General features: G+C 71.6%; 20 protein-coding genes. 11 read left to right on the top strand and 9 right to left on the bottom strand.

Going from position 1 to position 16,106, the window contains the following annotated elements:
* Positions 1-13 precede the first annotated feature (13 nt).
* The 11 genes from ACGFYU_RS20990 (at position 14) to ACGFYU_RS20940 (ending at position 9,938) form a co-directional block, all read left to right on the top strand.
* Complete coding sequence (locus ACGFYU_RS20990; protein ID WP_393828798.1) at positions 14-1,267, top strand: beta-ketoacyl-[acyl-carrier-protein] synthase family protein; 1,254 nt, start codon at positions 14-16, stop codon at positions 1,265-1,267.
* Positions 1,264-2,112, top strand: coding sequence for a MaoC/PaaZ C-terminal domain-containing protein (locus tag ACGFYU_RS20985; protein WP_393828797.1), 849 nt, complete (start codon positions 1,264-1,266; stop codon positions 2,110-2,112). The genes ACGFYU_RS20990 and ACGFYU_RS20985 overlap by 4 nt, the downstream gene beginning before the upstream one ends.
* On the top strand, positions 2,109-3,683 hold the full coding sequence (locus tag ACGFYU_RS20980) for an AMP-binding protein (RefSeq protein WP_393828796.1): 1,575 nt from the start codon (positions 2,109-2,111) through the stop codon (positions 3,681-3,683). Before ACGFYU_RS20985 ends, ACGFYU_RS20980 begins: the two co-directional genes overlap by 4 nt.
* Positions 3,680-3,937 carry a phosphopantetheine-binding protein gene (locus ACGFYU_RS20975; protein WP_393828795.1) on the top strand — a complete coding sequence of 86 codons (258 nt, stop codon included), beginning with the start codon at positions 3,680-3,682 and terminating at the stop codon, positions 3,935-3,937. Before ACGFYU_RS20980 ends, ACGFYU_RS20975 begins: the two co-directional genes overlap by 4 nt.
* A gap of 40 nt (positions 3,938-3,977) precedes the next feature.
* Complete coding sequence (locus ACGFYU_RS20970) at positions 3,978-5,033, top strand: hypothetical protein (RefSeq protein ID WP_393828794.1); 1,056 nt, start codon at positions 3,978-3,980, stop codon at positions 5,031-5,033.
* Positions 5,026-5,961 carry a tryptophan synthase subunit alpha gene (trpA, locus tag ACGFYU_RS20965; protein ID WP_393828793.1) on the top strand — a complete coding sequence of 312 codons (936 nt, stop codon included), beginning with the start codon at positions 5,026-5,028 and terminating at the stop codon, positions 5,959-5,961. The genes ACGFYU_RS20970 and trpA overlap by 8 nt, the downstream gene beginning before the upstream one ends.
* A gap of 69 nt (positions 5,962-6,030) precedes the next feature.
* Positions 6,031-6,405, top strand: a complete 375-nt coding sequence (locus ACGFYU_RS20960; RefSeq protein ID WP_030390275.1) for an ectoine synthase — start codon at positions 6,031-6,033, stop codon at positions 6,403-6,405.
* A gap of 83 nt (positions 6,406-6,488) precedes the next feature.
* Positions 6,489-7,634, top strand: a complete 1,146-nt coding sequence (locus ACGFYU_RS20955; protein ID WP_393828792.1) for an acyl-CoA dehydrogenase family protein — start codon at positions 6,489-6,491, stop codon at positions 7,632-7,634.
* Positions 7,631-8,377 (top strand): N-(5'-phosphoribosyl)anthranilate isomerase, encoded by a 747-nt coding sequence (locus ACGFYU_RS20950; protein WP_393828791.1) that lies wholly within the window; start codon positions 7,631-7,633, stop codon positions 8,375-8,377. The genes ACGFYU_RS20955 and ACGFYU_RS20950 overlap by 4 nt, the downstream gene beginning before the upstream one ends.
* A complete protein-coding gene (locus ACGFYU_RS20945; RefSeq protein ID WP_393828790.1) occupies positions 8,374-9,096 on the top strand; it encodes an indole-3-glycerol-phosphate synthase in 723 nt (240 codons plus the stop codon). Before ACGFYU_RS20950 ends, ACGFYU_RS20945 begins: the two co-directional genes overlap by 4 nt.
* Positions 9,093-9,938, top strand: a complete 846-nt coding sequence (locus tag ACGFYU_RS20940) for an alpha/beta hydrolase (protein WP_393828789.1) — start codon at positions 9,093-9,095, stop codon at positions 9,936-9,938. Before ACGFYU_RS20945 ends, ACGFYU_RS20940 begins: the two co-directional genes overlap by 4 nt.
* A 20-nt stretch (positions 9,939-9,958) precedes the next feature.
* Here the strand turns inward: ACGFYU_RS20940 and ACGFYU_RS20935 are convergent, their stop codons facing one another.
* The 9 genes from ACGFYU_RS20935 to ACGFYU_RS20895 form a co-directional block, all read right to left on the bottom strand.
* On the bottom strand, positions 9,959-10,366 hold the full coding sequence (locus ACGFYU_RS20935; protein WP_393828788.1) for a type II toxin-antitoxin system VapC family toxin: 408 nt from the start codon (positions 10,364-10,366) through the stop codon (positions 9,959-9,961).
* Complete coding sequence (locus ACGFYU_RS20930) at positions 10,363-10,638, bottom strand: hypothetical protein (protein WP_393828787.1); 276 nt, start codon at positions 10,636-10,638, stop codon at positions 10,363-10,365. The genes ACGFYU_RS20935 and ACGFYU_RS20930 overlap by 4 nt, the downstream gene beginning before the upstream one ends.
* A gap of 109 nt (positions 10,639-10,747) precedes the next feature.
* The gene (locus ACGFYU_RS20925; RefSeq protein WP_393828786.1) at positions 10,748-11,983 is read right to left on the bottom strand and encodes a protein-L-isoaspartate O-methyltransferase; all 1,236 of its coding nucleotides are present in this window, start codon (positions 11,981-11,983) and stop codon (positions 10,748-10,750) included.
* 114 nt (positions 11,984-12,097) lie between these two features.
* Complete coding sequence (locus ACGFYU_RS20920) at positions 12,098-12,307, bottom strand: hypothetical protein (protein WP_393828785.1); 210 nt, start codon at positions 12,305-12,307, stop codon at positions 12,098-12,100.
* Positions 12,300-12,473, bottom strand: a complete 174-nt coding sequence (locus tag ACGFYU_RS20915) for a hypothetical protein (protein ID WP_393828784.1) — start codon at positions 12,471-12,473, stop codon at positions 12,300-12,302. The genes ACGFYU_RS20920 and ACGFYU_RS20915 overlap by 8 nt, the downstream gene beginning before the upstream one ends.
* A gap of 88 nt (positions 12,474-12,561) precedes the next feature.
* On the bottom strand, positions 12,562-13,818 hold the full coding sequence (locus tag ACGFYU_RS20910; RefSeq protein WP_393828783.1) for a helix-turn-helix domain-containing protein: 1,257 nt from the start codon (positions 13,816-13,818) through the stop codon (positions 12,562-12,564).
* A gap of 325 nt (positions 13,819-14,143) precedes the next feature.
* Complete coding sequence (locus ACGFYU_RS20905) at positions 14,144-14,722, bottom strand: Uma2 family endonuclease (protein ID WP_393828782.1); 579 nt, start codon at positions 14,720-14,722, stop codon at positions 14,144-14,146.
* 157 nt (positions 14,723-14,879) lie between these two features.
* Positions 14,880-15,515, bottom strand: coding sequence for a DUF6875 domain-containing protein (locus ACGFYU_RS20900; RefSeq protein WP_393828781.1), 636 nt, complete (start codon positions 15,513-15,515; stop codon positions 14,880-14,882).
* Positions 15,512-16,105: a hypothetical protein gene (locus ACGFYU_RS20895; RefSeq protein ID WP_393828780.1), complete on the bottom strand. Its 594-nt coding sequence runs from the start codon at positions 16,103-16,105 to the stop codon at positions 15,512-15,514. The genes ACGFYU_RS20900 and ACGFYU_RS20895 overlap by 4 nt, the downstream gene beginning before the upstream one ends.
* Position 16,106 lies beyond the last annotated feature (1 nt).

Here is a 16,106-nt window from a genome sequence, read left to right as displayed (position 1 = left end):
TTAGGGAGCAGACATGCCTGGACCGTCCAGGGGCAGTTCGGCACAGCCGCCCGTAGCCATCACCGGCATGGGCGTGGTCACCCCCGGCGGGTGCACCCCGGACGAGCTGTGGCACACGCTTCGGGCCGGCCGGTCCACCGCCGCCGAACTCACCCACATCGACCTCAGCCGCCACCGGGTGCGGATCGGCTGCCGGGTCCGCGGCCTCGACGGCCTCGCCGGGCTCGTCCCGGCCAAGGAAGCCCGCCGGATGGACCCCTTCGCCCACTACGGAACGGCCGCGGCCCTCGCCGCCCACCTCGACGCGGGATCGCCCACCGCCCCGTCGGGCCGCACCGCCATCGTCGTCGGCAACGCCGTCGGCGGCCGCGCCACCAGCGACCTGGAGTCCGCGCACTTCACCGAGGGCGGCCCGGCCCGGGTCAACCCGCTGATGCCGCTGATGACGATGCCCAACGCGGCCGCCGCCCAGATCGCCATCCGGCTCGGCTGGACCGGCCCCGCCCTGACCGTCGCCAACACCTGCGCCAGCGGCGCCGACGCCATCGGCCACGCGCTGATGCTGCTCCAGACCGGACGCGCCGACCTGGTCATCGCGGGCGGCACCGAGCACACGCTCACCCCGGTCACGCTGGCCGGCTTCGGGAACCTGAGCGCGGTCTCCTTCCGCAACGACGACCCCGAGCACGCCTCGCGCCCCTTCGACAAGGACCGCGACGGGTTCGTGATGGGCGAGGGAGCCGGGTTCGTCGTACTGGAACGGCTGGAGGACGCGAAGGCGCGCGGGGCGAAGACCTACGGGATCGTCGCCGGATACGCCGCCACCGCCGACGCCCACCACCTCGCGATGCCGCTCCCCGACGGCGCGGGAGCCGCGGCCGCCATGGCCGGGGCCATCGCCGACGCCGGCCTCGACCCCTCCGACATCGTGCACGTCAACGCGCACGGCACCTCCACCCCGTACAACGACCGGTCCGAGGCGGCCGCCCTCACCAAGGTGTTCGGCACCGCCCAGCCGCCCGTCACCGCGCCCAAGTCGGTCATCGGCCACCTCATCGGCGCCGCCGGGGCCGTCGAACTCATCGCCACCGTGCAGGCCATGCGGCACTGCGAGGTGCCGCCCACCGCCAACCACGAACAGCTGGAGCCAGGAATGGACATCGACGTCGTCCACGGCGTACCCCGCGCCGTGCCCTCGGGGCCCGCGATCACGAACTCCTTCGGATTCGGCGGCCACAACTCCTCCGTGGTGGTGACGCCGGTATGACGACCCTCTCGCTCCCCTCCCCGGTCCGTACGCTCACCGTCACCGAGCCCGAGATCACCGACTACCGCGGCGCCGCCCGGCGCGGACTGCCGACCGCCCGGCCCGGCCAGGCCTCGCCCGTCCACACCTTCGTCCTCGCCCACACGGTGGCCGAGCAGACCGTCGCCGCGCTGACCGAGGCCGAGCCGGGCCCGGTCTCCGTGGTCCACCTCGGCCAGGACATCCGCACCGTGCGGCCGGTCCGGCCCGGCGAGGAGGTGACCGTACGCCTGGACGTGCTCGGCATCCGCAAGGAGCCGCGCGGCGCCCGGATCGCGCTGCGGGTCCGCCTCATCGGCGAGGACGGCCCCGAGCCCTTCGCGGAACTGGTCATCTCCGCCCTGCTGGTCGGCGCGACCCTGCTGGAGCCGTTCGGCGACATCGCGGGCGGCCCCGCCGCCCCCACCCCGCTGGGCACCGGCGAACCGCAGACCGCGGTGCACGAGCTGACCACCGACTGGATCACCACCTACGCCCAGGCCTCCGGCGACCTGAACCCCATCCACCTCGACGAGGAGGCGGCCCGCGGCGCCGGCTTCGACAGCGTCATCGCGCACGGCATGAGCGTCGTCGCCCTCGCCGTGGAGGAGGCCGTGGACCGCTTCGCGGCCGGCGACTCCGCCCGGGTGCGCGGCCTCGGCTGCCGCTTCTCGGCCCCCGTGCCCCCCGGCATCCCGCTGGAGATCGCCCTCCAGCCCGACGCCGAGGCCCGCGTCGTCCGCTTCACCTGCAAGACGCCCAAGGGCGCCGCCGTGAAGTCCGGCTGGATCGAGTTCGCCGCCCCCGCGGAAGGAGGCCCCCGATGACCGCGCCCCACCCGGTCGTTACCGAAGGCCAGGCCGCCGCCACCGTCGAACTCGGCCTGCTCGGGGGCTTCCTGACCCAAGTCCGCGACCGCCCCCACGCCACCGCGCTCCTCTTCAACGGGGAGGAGACCACCTACCGCGAGCTGTACGAGCTCGCCGGGAAGGAGCGCGACCGGCTCGCGCTCCTGGACCTCGCCCCCGGGGTGCCGGTCGGCGTCCTCGCCGACAAGTCCCCCGCCGCGGTGGCCCTCGTACTGGCCTGCCTGCTGGCGCGGCGGCCGCTGCTGCTCCCGTCGCCCGCCCTGGCCGACACCCTGCTCGCCGACCTCTTCGCCCAGGCCGGCTGCGCCACGGTCCTCGCCCCCGGCGGGGAGCCCGCCCGGGTCGCCCCCAACCCGGAGGTCGCCGCCAAGCCGCTGCCGGCCGGCGAGGCCGCCGAGGTGGCCTTCATGCTCACCACCTCCGGCTCCACCAGCCTGCCGAAGATCGTCCCGCTGGCCCTGGACGCCGTGGACCGCTTCACCCGGTGGGCCGGCAACGCCTTCGGGATCGGCCCCGGCCGCACCGTCCTCAACTACGCCCCCCTCAACTTCGACCTCTGCCTCCTCGACGTCTGGACCACCCTCGCCCGCGGCGGACGCGTGGTCCTCGTCGACCCGGCGCTGGCCGCCCACGGCCGCCACCTGCGGGACCTGGTCCTGCGCCACGAGGTCGACGTCGTCCAGGCCGTCCCGATGGCCTTCGGGCTCCTGCAGGACGCGGCCGCGAAGACCGGCGACACCTTCCCCGGCGTCGAGCACGTCATGTTCACCGGCGACGCCATCCCCGACCGCACCTTCGCCGCCCTGCCCCAGCTCTTCCCGCGGGCCCGCATCCACAACATCTACGGCTGTACGGAGACCAACGACAGCTTCGTCCACGAGGTCGACACCTCGGCCACCGCCTTCCCGCCCGTACCCATCGGCCGCCCGCTTCCCGGCGTGCACGCCCTCGTCATCGACCCCGACACCGACACCCTCGTCGAAGGGCCCGGCAGCGGAGAGCTCTTCGTCTCCACGCCCTTCCAGACCCGCGGCTACCTCGACCGCACCCGCCACGCCGACAAGTTCACCGGCCACCCGCTCGGTCTCGACGACCGCCGCTGGTTCCGCACCGGGGACCTCGTACGGCGCGACGCCGCCGGCACCCTGCACCTGACCGGACGCACCGACTTCCAGGTCAAGGTGCGCGGAGTCGCCGTCAACACGGCGGAGATCGAACGTGTTCTCCAGGAACACCCCGGAGTGCTGGAGGCGGGCGTCGCCGCCCTGCCCGACCCGATCGCCGGCAAGAGGCTCGTCGCCGGCGTCCAGCGCGCCCCCGGCTCCCAGCTGACCGGCCTGCAGCTGCGCACGCACTGCGCCCGGCACCTGCCGAGGGCCGCCGTACCCCACCAGCTCACCCTCACCGACGCGCCGTTGCCGAAGACGGCCACCGGAAAGGTCGACCGCAAGGCGCTCGACCGCCTCGACCAGCCGGTCCCGACCACCACACCCGCAGCCACACCTCTCGCCGAAGGAATCCCGTCATGAGCAACGTCGACACCATCAAGAACTTCGTCATCACCGAGTTCCTCCCGGGCACCGCGGCCGGTGAGCTCGCGGTCGACCACGACCTGCTCAACGACGGGGTCATCGACAGCCTGGGCGTCCTCAAGCTCATCGCCTGGGTCGAGGACCGCTTCGAGCTCGCCATCGGCGACGCCGACCTGGACCCCAACAACTTCCGCAGCGTCGAGGCCATCGACACCTTCATCACCGCGTCCCGCAGCACCGCGGCCGCGTAGCACCGCCCCCAACCCGACGGAGACGAGACGGAGACCAGCCGTGCATGACGCACTCACCGGCCTGCTGGAGCAGCGGGCCCCGGTCGGCCGCGAGACCTGGCGGTCCTGGTGGGACCAGCTCGGCGACGGCGGCCTGGAAAAGGCCGAGGTCGTCGCCCTGCTGGCCTCCCTGACCAGCCGGCTCCCCGACCACGAGACCCTGCGCCACCTGCTGGACTCGCTCGCCGAGCGCCGGCCGGCGGCGGCGGTGACCACCTCCTGGGAGGGCACCGTGAACGTCGTCGGCACCGGCGGCGGGCCCAAGACCTTCAACATCTCCACCGCCTCGGCGTTCGTCGCCGCGGCGGCCGGGGTCAAGGTCGTCAAAACGGGCTCCCGCGCCTACACCAGCTCACTCGGCTCCGTCGACCTGCTGGAACGGCTCGGTGTCCGTCTCACCTCCTCCTACGCCCAGACCGAGGACACCCTCGCCGAGTACGGGATCGCCTTCGCCGGGCCGTTCGTCTACCCGGCACAACTGACCCGGCTGGCGCGGACCGTGGCCCCGTACAGCATGAAGCCGTTCGGCCGCTTCCTGAACGCGCTGGGCCCCTTCCTCGCCGACCTGCCGGTGACCGCCCAGGTCACCGGGGTCTCGGCGGCCGCGCCCCTCGACACCCTGCGGAAGCTCGCCGCGACCACCACCGGCCGCCGGATCTGGCTGACCTCGAACGACACCGGCGCGGACGAGCTGCTGCCCTTTGCGACCAACACCGTCCACGGGGGGAACGCCGGGAGCCGGATCATCCGGCCCGGCGAACTCACCCCGGGCGACGGCTCCTTCGGGGACCTGCGGCCGGCCGCCGACCCGGCCGGAGCGGTCGAGCACTTCCTCTCCGTCCTGTCCGGTACGGCGGGCCGGGTGGCCACCCGTACGGTCTGCCTGGGCGCGGCCGCCCTGGTGGTGGCCTCCGGCACCCGCCGGGACTGGCTCTCGGCGGTCTCGGTCGCCGAGGAGGCGGTCCGCTCCGGCGCCGCCCACGACCTGGCGCAGCGCCTGGCTGCCGCCTTGGCCCCGGCCCCGGCGCCCCGCACCCTGGCGGTGGCCGGTGCCTAGGCCCGCGGCGCTGACGCTGCGCACCCCGGACACGGCGGCGCCGGCCGCGGAACGGGCGGGGACCGCCACGGCCTCGACCCTGACACCGGCGGCCGGTCCCGCTCCGTTCTTCCCGGTCCGGCGGCCCGGCGGCGCACCCGGCCTGGCGCTGTTCCTCAACGCCGGGGACCCGCCGCTCCCGGTCCTGCGCGACCTGGTCCTGATGCTCGACGAGGAGGGCGTGGACTGCCTCGAACTGGCCGTTCCGTTCCCCGACTCGGTCACCGACGGCCCGGTCATCCGCCGCTCGGCCCGCCGGGCACTGGACCGCGGGGTCGGCCTGATCGACGTACTCGAGTTCATCGAGGACGTACGGCCGCACCTGGCACACCTGCGGATCGCCCTGCTCGCCGACTGGAGCCACTCCCTCAAGCACCGGGACCTGGCCGCCGTCACCCGCGAGATCGCCGCGTCGGGCGCGGACGGACTCCTCGTCCACGCGCTCCCCCCGCGGCTGCGCGAGACGCACCTGGAGTCGGCCGCGGCGGCCGGACTCCCGGTGGTCACGACCTGCTACACCAAGAGCCCGTCCGAGACGCAGGCCCAGGCCGCCGCACAGGCCTCCGCCTACCTCTATCTCGTCGCCCACTACGGACGCAGCGGGACCGCACCCGCCGCCGGCCATGCCGCGCTGGCGCAGACGGTCGCCGGACTCCGGGCGCACACGACGTCCCCGATCGCCGTCGGCTTCGGGGTCAGCACACGGCAGGACGTGGAGGCCGTCGGGGCCAGTGGCGCCGACGCCGCGATCATCGGCTCCGCCGCCGTCGCCGCCATCGAGCGGGCACAGGAGGACGGCGTCGACGTGACCGAGGCCTTCCGCGGCTTCGTCCGCTCGGTCCTGCCCGGCGCACCGCCGCACGACGCACCGCCGCACCGAACCGCCTGACCGGCGGGGAAGAGAGCTCCACCCCTCATCCGAGACATCCGAGCACCACCCTCACACCGGGAGATTGCCATGATCGTTCGCGACATCGAGTCCGTGAAGACCGTCGAGTGGGGCAACGGCCTCAGCCGCCGCTTCCTCCTCGCCGAGGACGGCCTGGGCTACTCGCTCACCGACACCACCGTGCTGGCCGGCACCAAGTCCCGCCTGGAGTACGTCAACCACCTCGAGGCCTGCTACTGCATCGAGGGCTCCGGCGAGGTCATCGAGCTCGACGGCACCTCGCACGAGATCGTCCCCGGCCGGATGTACGCGCTCGACCAGCACGACGCCCACTACCTCGTCGCCAGCCCGCACGAGGACCTGCGCCTGGTCTGCGTCTTCTCGCCCGCCCTGCGCGGCGACGAGGTCCACAGCCTCGACGCCCACTCCTCCTCCGCCTACTGAGGCGCACACCCCGTGCACCGCGGGCACCGCCCGCACCGCGTGCACCACCCATCCGCACCATCACCGAATCAAAGGGGTCCGTCGTGATCCGTTGGAACGCCGACCAGGCAGATCTGCGCGAAGGCCTGGAGAGGTGGGGAGACGCACTCAGCGCAGACCACATCGAACTCGACGAGCAGTCCGCCTTCTCGGAGGACAAGTGGAAGCTCGTCCAGAAGACCGGAATCCTGGGACTGCCCTTCGACGAGGAACACGGAGGCCTCGGGCAGTCGATCCTCACCACCATGTACGTGCTGGAGGGCCTCGGCGAGTACAACCGCGACGCGGGCCTCAGCTTCTCCATCACGACGTCGATCTGCTCCACGGGAATCCCCCTCCAGCAGTTCGGCACCGTGGAGCAGAAGGAGCGCTGGCTGCCCCTGATCTCCTCGGGCGAGGCGATCGGCGCCCACGCCATCACCGAGGCCGAGGGCGGCTCGGACGCCATGGCGATGGCCACCAGGGCCGTGCGGGACGGGGACGACTTCGTCATCAACGGCAGCAAGGTCTTCGTCAGCAACGGACCGGTCGCCGACGTGGTCGTGGTCTACGCCCGGACCCATCCGGACGGCGGCCCGCTCGGGACGACGGCGTTCCTGGTGGACCGAAACACCCCCGGCATCACCGCCGGCAGGCCCATCAAGAAGATGGGCCTGCGGACCTCGCCGATCAGCGAGCTGTTCTTCGACGACGTACGGGTACCCAGGAGCGCGGTGCTCGGCCGGGTCGGCGGCGGGTTCATGGTCATGGACCACGTGATGAAGCGGGAGATCCTCTTCTCCTTCATCGTCAACGTGGGCGAGATGCAGCACCGGCTGGAACGGTGTGTCGATTACGCGAAGACGCGTAAGTCGTTCGGAAAGGCGATCGGTTCGTACCAGACGATCGCCAACAAGATCGTCGACATGAAGATCCAGCTGGAGACCGCCCGCAAGTGGCTCTACGACACGGGCGAGAAGCTGCAGGCGGGCGAGAACGTCACCCAGGACCTCGCCATCGCCAAGCTCGTCACCAGCGAGGCCAACCTGGCCGGCAGCATCAGTGCCGTCCAGATCTTCGGCGGCCACGGCTACATGTCGGAGTTCGGGCTGGAGCAGGAAGTGCGCAACGCCGTCGGCGGCACCATCTACTCCGGTTCGAACGAGATCCAGTACAACCGGATCGCCTCGACGCTGGGACTGGGCAAGTGAGCACCGCACACCCGCTGTCCCGGACGCTGCTGAAGGTCTGCGGGGCCACGGCCCCGCAGGACATCGAGGCGGCGGCGGCCGCCGGGGCGGACTGCGTCGGCCTCTGGCACGGCGTACCCGGCGGCCCCTCCGAGCTGGACCAGGACGGGCTCGCCGCCCTCGCGGCGGCGGCCCGTTCGGCCGGCCTCCTGCCGGTGCTGGTGACGTTCCTGGCCGACGCCGGTGAACTGGCCGCGATCGTGCGGCGCACCGGGGTCGGCTGGGTCCAGCTGCACGCCTACCAGCCGCCGGCCCTCGTACGGGCGCTGCGCGAGGCGCTCCCCGCGGAGGTCGGCATCGTCAAGGTGCTGCACGTCGAGGAGGGCGGGGGCTGTGTGGAACGGCCGCTGATCGGCGCCTACGACCGGGCCGGCACCGACCTCTTCCTCCTCGACACCGCCACCGGCGACGGCCGGATCGGCAGCACCGGCCGCACGCTCGACCCGGACCGCGTCACCGCCCTGCTGCCCCGGCTGACCCGGCCGTTCCTGCTGGCCGGGGGACTGACCCCGGCCAACCGTCCGGCGTACGAGGAGGTCGTGCGCCACCCCGGGTTCCGCGGCATCGACGTGGACACCGCGGCGCGCGACGGGGCGACCGGCGGCTTCGGCGTCCCGCAGATCGCCGCCCTGGCCCGCGCCTGGCGCACGGGCGCCCGTACGGCTCGTATCCCCGACCACCCCCAGCTGGAGCTGTCGCGATGACGAAGCAGAACCGGACCGGCTTCCCTTTCCTCGAGGCCCTCCTGGCCTCTCCGACCCCCGTGGTGATGGAGGTGAAGCGGCGCGACGCCCACGGCTACGACCTGGTCGGCGGCCGGACGCCGGCCGCGATCGTGGGGGCGTACGAGACGGCGGGCGCCCCCTGCATCTCGGTGGTCACGGGCCGCTGGTTCGGCGGCTCGCCGGCGCTGCTGCGGGACGTGGCGGCGCTGACCGACCTCCCGCTGCTCCAGAAGGACTTCATCACCAGGAAGGACCAGGTCCGCACGGCGAAGGAACTGGGCGCGTCCGCGGTGCTGCTGACGGCGGCCATGCTCCCCGCGTCGAGCATGCGCACCCTGGTCACGGAGTGCCTGCTGACCGGCCTGACCCCCTTCGTCGAGATCACGAACGAGGCCGAACTCGAATCGGTGCACCTCCCCGAGGAGTGCGTGATCGCGGTCAACAACAAGGACATCAAGACGCGGGAGCGCGGCGCGGGCGACCTGGGCCGCTCCCTGGACCTGCTGCCGGCGGTCCGCGCGGCCGGCGCCGCCTGCCCGGTCAGCGCGAGCGGCATCGACAGCCCGGCGACGGCCGCCGGCCTGCTGGACGCCGGCTTCGGCGGGCTGCTGGTGGGCACCTCGCTGCTGCGCACCGGTTCGCCGTCGGTGTGGGTGGACGCGATGGACGGTGCGCGGAGGGGGCTGGCGGTCCGATGACGAAGCTCCTCGACGGGGTACGCCCGTACACGCTGAACGCCGCCGGAATCCCCCTGTCGGGGATCCTCGCCCTGCCGGAGGGCGGGGCCGCGCCCCGCTCCACGATCCTGGCGATCCACGGCCGGGGCATGCGGGCGGCGTACTGGAACTCCTTCATCCCCCTCGCCACCGGCCTGGGCCACGCGGTCCTGGCCGTCGACCGGCCGGGCTACGGGGACTCGGCGAACCTGCTGCCCGAGGGCCAGGGCCTGGCCGACCAGGCGGAAACCCTCCACGCGGCGCTGAAGGAGCACGCCGCCGAGCACGACATCGGCGCCGGGGTCTTCCTGCTGGGCCACTCGGACGGCGGCAAGGTCGCCCTCCACACGGCGGCCACGAACGGCGCCGTCCCCCTCCTCGGCCTCGACGCCTCGGGCGTCGGCTACCGCTACAACCCCGAGGCCCTGCACTTCCCGTCCACCCTCGGCGGCGGCGCCACGAAGCTCAACTGGGGCCCCCTGAACCTCTACCCGCGCGGCACCTTCCAGGCGAGCCGCACCCTGCTGTCCCCGACCCCGCCGCGCGAGTCGGCGGAAACCCTCCGCTGGCCCGGCCAGTACGAGGAACTGGCCCCGCGCGTCCGCGTCCCGGTCCGCCTCACCTTCGCGGAACACGAGGCCTGGTGGCACCTGGACGCCCCCACCGTCTCGGCGATGACCGCCCGCCTGACGGCGGCCCCGTCGGTCACCGTCGACCACCTCCCCGCCTCGGGCCACAACATCAGCCTGGGCCACACGGCCCCCGCCTACCACCTGCGGGTCCTGACCTTCCTGGAGGACTGCCTGCTGGCGGCGCGGGCCTAGGGTGGCAGCGCGGATGAGGGTCAGACGTCCTTGATCTTGACGCGGTCGCCGCACAGTTTGGACCAGTCGTCACGGTCCGAGGTCAGGACGAGTGTGGGGGCGGGGGAGCGGAGCGCCATCGCGGCGACGAGGGCGTCGATGGCGTACTTGTGGCCGTGGAGGCCGCCGGCCTCCTCCAGGAGCTGTACTGCCTTCAGGCTGTCGTCCTCGGTGACTTCCTCCACATGAAGCCGGGAGAGCACCCACTTCAGTCGTGCGGTGTTGGTCTTGCCGTAGACGGCTTCCACGATGGTCAGGGCGGAGACCTTGAACAGGACGTGCTCGCGCCGCGCGGCTTCTACCCTGGCGATCATTCGGCGGTCGTCGCGCAGCAGCAGCGAGAGCGCCTGTGCGTCGAGGACGATGGAGCGAGCCTGCGGTTCCCTCACGCAGCGCTCTCCTGGGCCGCGCTCGACTCATCCGCTTCACCGAAAAGCTCGCGATGAGCGGACAGGATCTCTTCTTCTGTCAGGGGGCCATGTTCTGTCTCGTGGGCAGCGACGATCTCGGCGAGTCCGTCCATGGCCATCTGCTGGCGGACCGCCTCGGTCACGTAGGCGGACACGCCACGTTTGCCCGTACGGGAACGCAGCGCGTCGACGAGGTCCGCGGGCATGGACACCGAGATGTTTTCTGTGCCGCCGGGCCGGGAGGTTCTCATGAGGACCAGTGTATTACAGGCACTCTTACAGGCGCTTCCTCTCTGACCTGCCCGGCTCCCGGTATGGCCGAGTAGCCCTGGCCGGGAATGGCCCGGCCGGGGCTACGGATCAGGAGCCCACGAGCCGACGGGGTTCATCGAGCCATGTGTATTGGCCACTCCCGTCGACCGTGATGCCGAAGCGGGTGATGTGGGGACGGCCCCGGAGCTCATACCAGGTGTACGCCGCCGTCACCTCTGACCACAGATCGCGCGGTCCCCACGAGCGGACCGCGTCTTCTCCCCACCAGTCGCGGTAGCGGACGATCGTGGCCGACGTACCGGCCTCGTCGACGAACTGGACCTGTCGGGCGTCGCCTTCCCCGCGGTGCGAGTACGAGATGTCCGGGACCTGTAGTCCGATGGCGAAGTCCTGGAGGTAGCCGCCCCCCAGAACCTGCGCCGGGTCGATCGGTGACCTGCGGCCGGCCGACTCCTCCGGAACGTGGAGGTCGACGGTCGGTCGCTCGGAGCGGATCCACATGTACGAGGACGCGCCGACGAACCAGCCCTGCGCCGTCGTGCCCTCGCCGTCCACGCGGAGCCGCAGGAGCCCCGCATTGCTGTACGCCGTCCCGAACGGGGTCAGGATCACCCCGCTCCGCCTGGACTGCTCGATCCAGGTGTACGGGATACGTCGAAGGGACGCCGTGCTGATGATCCGGTCGAACGGGTCCCCGCCGGGGGCGCCCTGAAGACCGTCCCCGACGATCAGTTCCGGGTCGTAGTCGGCGGCCTTGAGGTTGGAGGCGCCTGCGCGCGCGATCTCCTCGTCGATCTCGACGGCCACCACCCGCTCCGAGCCGACGCGCTCGCACAGCAGGGCGGTGTGATAACCGGAGCCATAGCCGATCTCCAATACGCGGGACGGCGACTTCAGGTCCAGGTGCTGGAGCTTCCGCATGACGATGTCGAGGGCGGACACGGAGGAGGTGAAGTCCCCCGCGCTTGACCCCGGTGTGACGTCGCCGTCGTCCAGCTGCGTGACCACCGACTGGTGTGGGTTCCACACCGCGCGGCGCCACGTTTCGGGCTCCTCGTCGCGGTCGACGAACTGCCAAAGGCCTTCGTCGTCCCGTACAGGGAGCCATACGGCCTGCGGGATGAAGGCTTCCCTGTCGACAGCGTCGAAGGCCTGTGCCAGCCAGGGCTCACGCAGTAACCCTGCGGTCATGAGGGCCTCGCGGCAGATCGCCCGGTTCACTTCTTCCCCGGCGGTGGGGAAGAGGGAGGGTTCGAGGGCGTCGAGGGTTGGGGCGACGGGCGGCTCCCGTCCGGGCTGGAGGGCTGGGAGGGAGGTGTCCACGGCTTGTCCTGCGGGGGTCCGGTGTGCTTGCCCATCAGGTTCTCCCATCGGTTTGGTGTGCAGGATGACCGCCGGGTGGGGGCGGGTACAGGGCCTGTCTGTCCAGCGTGCTCATCAGGCGGGCTCGATGTTGTCGACCAGCGTCGAGAACTCGCGACCGGACTTGGCGCGGATGTAAGTGAGCTCCACCCAGCGTTCGCAGACGACCGAGTCCGACACGTCCTCGTGGATCACGGCCATCAGTTCGCCCTCGGCGCCGGACGCGATATCGCGGACGCGATGGCGCAGCAGCCGGTGCGGCAGGTACTCGTACCGCTCAGGCATCGGCAGGCTCCTCGTCGGCGCCGATGAACCGCTCCCAGCCAACCCTCGCACGGTCGAGAAGGTCTGCGCTGGGTTCGGGCACCGGGGTCAGACCCGGGCTCGGGTCGTCCGGGGTGTCGATGCAGAGCACCCCGCGGGCGCAGCTACGGATCGTGTGGTTGGCCACGTGGGCACTCCCTACCGTCGTCACCGGGTCGTAGGGCGACGGTACGGCCGAACAGCGGAAGGAAGGGGCCCGGTTTGGGCCCCCTCGTTCAGGCGGCCAACAGGCCGATTTGCACAGCCAACCGGCTGGCCCGCTGCCGACGCTCCGGCAGCCTGGATGATGCCTCCTCCAGGAGGATCCGTTTCGCGTAGCCGTTGTAGCGAACCGTCTCGGGCGCTGCCGCGTGTGCTTGCTGCAGCGTAGTTAGCGCGGCTTCTTGCTGGCCGTCCAAGTAGTAGGCGCGGGCCTGCTCGATCCGATGCCTTGCACGCCGAGGACGGGACGGAATCGACTCGGCTTCTGCCCGGTTCGCTTGTCGAACCGACTCACCGCCGGACCGCAGCTCGACCGCGACGGTGACGCCGTGCGCCGCCATGACAGCACGGCCGAAACTGGTGACTCGGTGGAAATAGCCCCCCGGTAGCTGCTGCGCAACGAGGTCCGCGCGGTCCCACCAGCCCCAGGCCATGCCGCTGTCGCGGCGCTTGGCCGCGGTGAATCCGGCCTCGAACTTCAGGGCCCCGACGACCGCCTGTACGTCCAGCGGCGCCTCAGAAAGTCCGGGCTCCAGGCGCCTCAGCGCTTCCAACACGACGTGGTCCGCCTCCTCGTAGTGCCCGGGGCCGGAGTCGCGGTGAGCCTGCGCGGACAACCAGGCGGCGACACCAATGGCATGCGGGTCCTCGGACTCCTGAGCGGCGGTCATGCCGCGCTCGGACACGCGCCACAGCAGCGACGGGTCTGGCTGGTAGGCGACGAAGAACTGCGCGAGGAAGTACACCTCCGCCTGGAGCGCCTGGGCAGTCCGGCGGTCGGCAGACGTGTTCGCCTGCCGTACCGCGAGCTGGGCGTCCCGGAGCAGCCCGGGCAGCAGATCGCCGATGACCTCGCGGTGGTTGGGCGCTCCATGGCGGGCGCTCCACGCGGCATCCAGCGCGGCGCGTAGGTACGCCGTTGAGGGTGCGGGGCGATCAGCCCGAGTGGGAAATGTGGTCAGAGCGGTGCGTACGGCGGGCAGTCTGTCGTGTCCTGGCCCCACGAAGAGATCGGTGTGTGGTTCGGCGCCTACGTCCCCCACGAGGTCATTCAGGCGGCGGACGCGGAGGGCCTCGGCGATGCGAAGGATCTCCGACAGGCGCGGCATTCTCATGGTGCCGGTCTCGATCTTCTTGACCCACGACGCGTGGTGGCCGAGGAGGTCGGCCAGTTGCTCGCGGGTCATCCCTCTGCGGTTGCGGTAGATCAGGACACGTTGCCCGAACGCGACGGGGTTGTCGTACGGGTCGGGGGTAGCATCGGATGACACGGCCTTGCCCCTTCTCTGAGCAGCTCGACACTGAGCAGCGTATGGGGCAGGGCCGCTTTCGTGTGATCCCGAACGTACGAAAGTGCCTCCTGCGGACCCCGACGGGTCTGGAGCGGGTCCGTGAGGTGCGGCGCGCGCTCGCGCCGATGCCATTACATGGCGTGCATGGTCATGTCGTCAGTGGTAAGTGAAGGAACCGCAGGATTCGTTCGATTACCTCAAGGCGCCCCCAAGACGGCGGGTCCAGGGACATTCACGCCCCCGGCCCCGCCTACCACCTGCGGGTCCTGACCTTCCTGGAGGACTGCCTCCTGGCGGCGCGGGCCTAGAGCTCCGAGGTGTCGAGGTCGATCCCGAACGGCTCGGGCAGCCGTACAGCCGTCCCGAAGGGGTGCGGGCCTTCGGTCCGGGTGTACCCGAGCCGCCCGGGCTCGGAGAAGAGCGTGACGGTCCCTTCGACCCGGTCGATGAGGAGGTACAGCGGCGCGCCGTACTCGGCGTACCGCCTGCGCTTGACGACCCGGTCGGTCTCGGCGTTCGACTCCGAGGTCACCTCGACGACGAGCAGCGTCTGATCGGGCAACAGAGCCTCGCCGCCCTTCGCGAGGTCTTCAGGTACGACGGCGATGTCGGGCACGTACCAGTTCGGCGACCCGGGCAGATCGATGTTGCCGGAGCCCTCCAGGCAGCCGAGTTCGTCGACGCGGTCGGAGATCTGCCGACGCACGATCTTCGCAGCACGCTCGTGATCCCAGGACGGTGGCATGAGTTCGATGACCCCCTCGATGATCTCTGCGCGATCACCCTTGATGCGCTGAACGGCGTACTTCAATGCGCGCTCAGGGTCCGCGACCAGGTTGTACTCGCCCGAGCCCCCGCCCGGCTCAACCGGTGCTGTGCTCATACCGCCGCGCTCCTTCCGTCCGTAAACGCGAAGGTACATCCGAGGGAGGCCGGGCGCCCCGCAGTGCCCCGTGAGTCACTCGAACGAGGGCCCGAACGCGGCGCTGCCTCCCCCGCAGGACGGGGGAGGCAGCGGTTCGGTTCGGGGCGGGCAGGGGTCAGGCGGCGACCACGCGGCTGACCAGCTGGTCGCGGATGCGGGCCGGGATGGCCGGGGCGAAGCGCTGGAGGTAGTGGTCCATGTGGGAGTCGTCGCTCACCAGGAACGGGAGGTCGAAGACCAGGAGCTTGCGGACGGCGAGGAGGGGGAGCGGGGCGCGCAGGGGGCGGAAGGCCTCGTTGTAGAGGCCGGGCTCCTCGCACACCGGGTGGAACTGGCCGATCATCAGGCCCTCCGCCACGAACTCGTCCTTCGCCTTGCGCTGGAGTTCGTCGAGTTCTACTGAGTCCGTCGGGTCGAAGGACGGGAGGACCAGGAGGATCGTCAGGAGTTCGCGGTCCTCCGGGGAGAGGGGTTCCGAGAGGGCCGCGTGGCGGGTGCGGAGGGAGTCGACGGCCGAGGCCAGGTCTTCGCAGTCCGCGGACGGTACCGCCAGGTGGAACAGCTCCTTGCGCAGCGAGGGCTGGGTGTACGGGCACACCGGGCCGGTGCGGCCCAGTTCGGGGTGGCTGGAGACCAGGAAGTCGCGGCTCCAGAGGAGGACTTGGAGCAGCGGGCCGAGGTGCTCCGCCGGTACCTCGCCGCGGGCCACCTCGCCGGCGGTCCAGGACTGTATCAGGTCGTCTCCCCTCATCGGGGGTTCCTCCACATCGGTCGCAGGGTGGGCCCGTCCCCGGGCAGCACGATGTCCTCGCCCAGGAGCTCGAAGCCGGCGCGGCGGCTCGCGGCCTCGCCGCCCGGCGAGCTGGCCTCTGCGTACATGCCGACGCCCTCGGCATCGGCGCGGGCCAGCAGCTCGCCGAGGAGTCCCGAGATCAGGCCGCCCTGCTGCCGGCCGGGGCGGACCGCCCCGAACGAGACGTAGTAGTGCGGGGGGCCGTGCGGATGGCGTTCCTCCTGGAGGCCGGCGATCGTGCGCAGCGCGTCCGCGTACTCGCCCAGGGCCGCGGCGAAGGCCGCGTCCAGGGCCGCCCCGTCCGGCTCGGCGCCGGGCGGCAGGAAGAGCAGCACCGCGTCGCCGTCAGGGGTGCTGAGCACCCCGCCGTGGGCGGCGGACAGTTCCACGAACACCCGGAAGAACCCGGGCAGCAGCTCGGCTCGGAGCTTCTCGTCGGGGATCATCCAGCGGGTCAGCGCGTCCTCGTGGAAGGCGGTGGCGAGGAGGGAGGAGAGGTGGGTGATGGTCGATGGGCTGAGCTGAGGCGTGGTGGATGGCGTGGGCAAG

Source organism: Streptomyces sp. NPDC048337 (assembly GCF_043201175.1).
In the GTDB taxonomy this organism is placed as follows: Bacteria; Actinomycetota; Actinomycetes; order Streptomycetales; family Streptomycetaceae; genus Streptomyces.
This window is presented reverse-complemented; position numbering and strand designations above follow the sequence as displayed.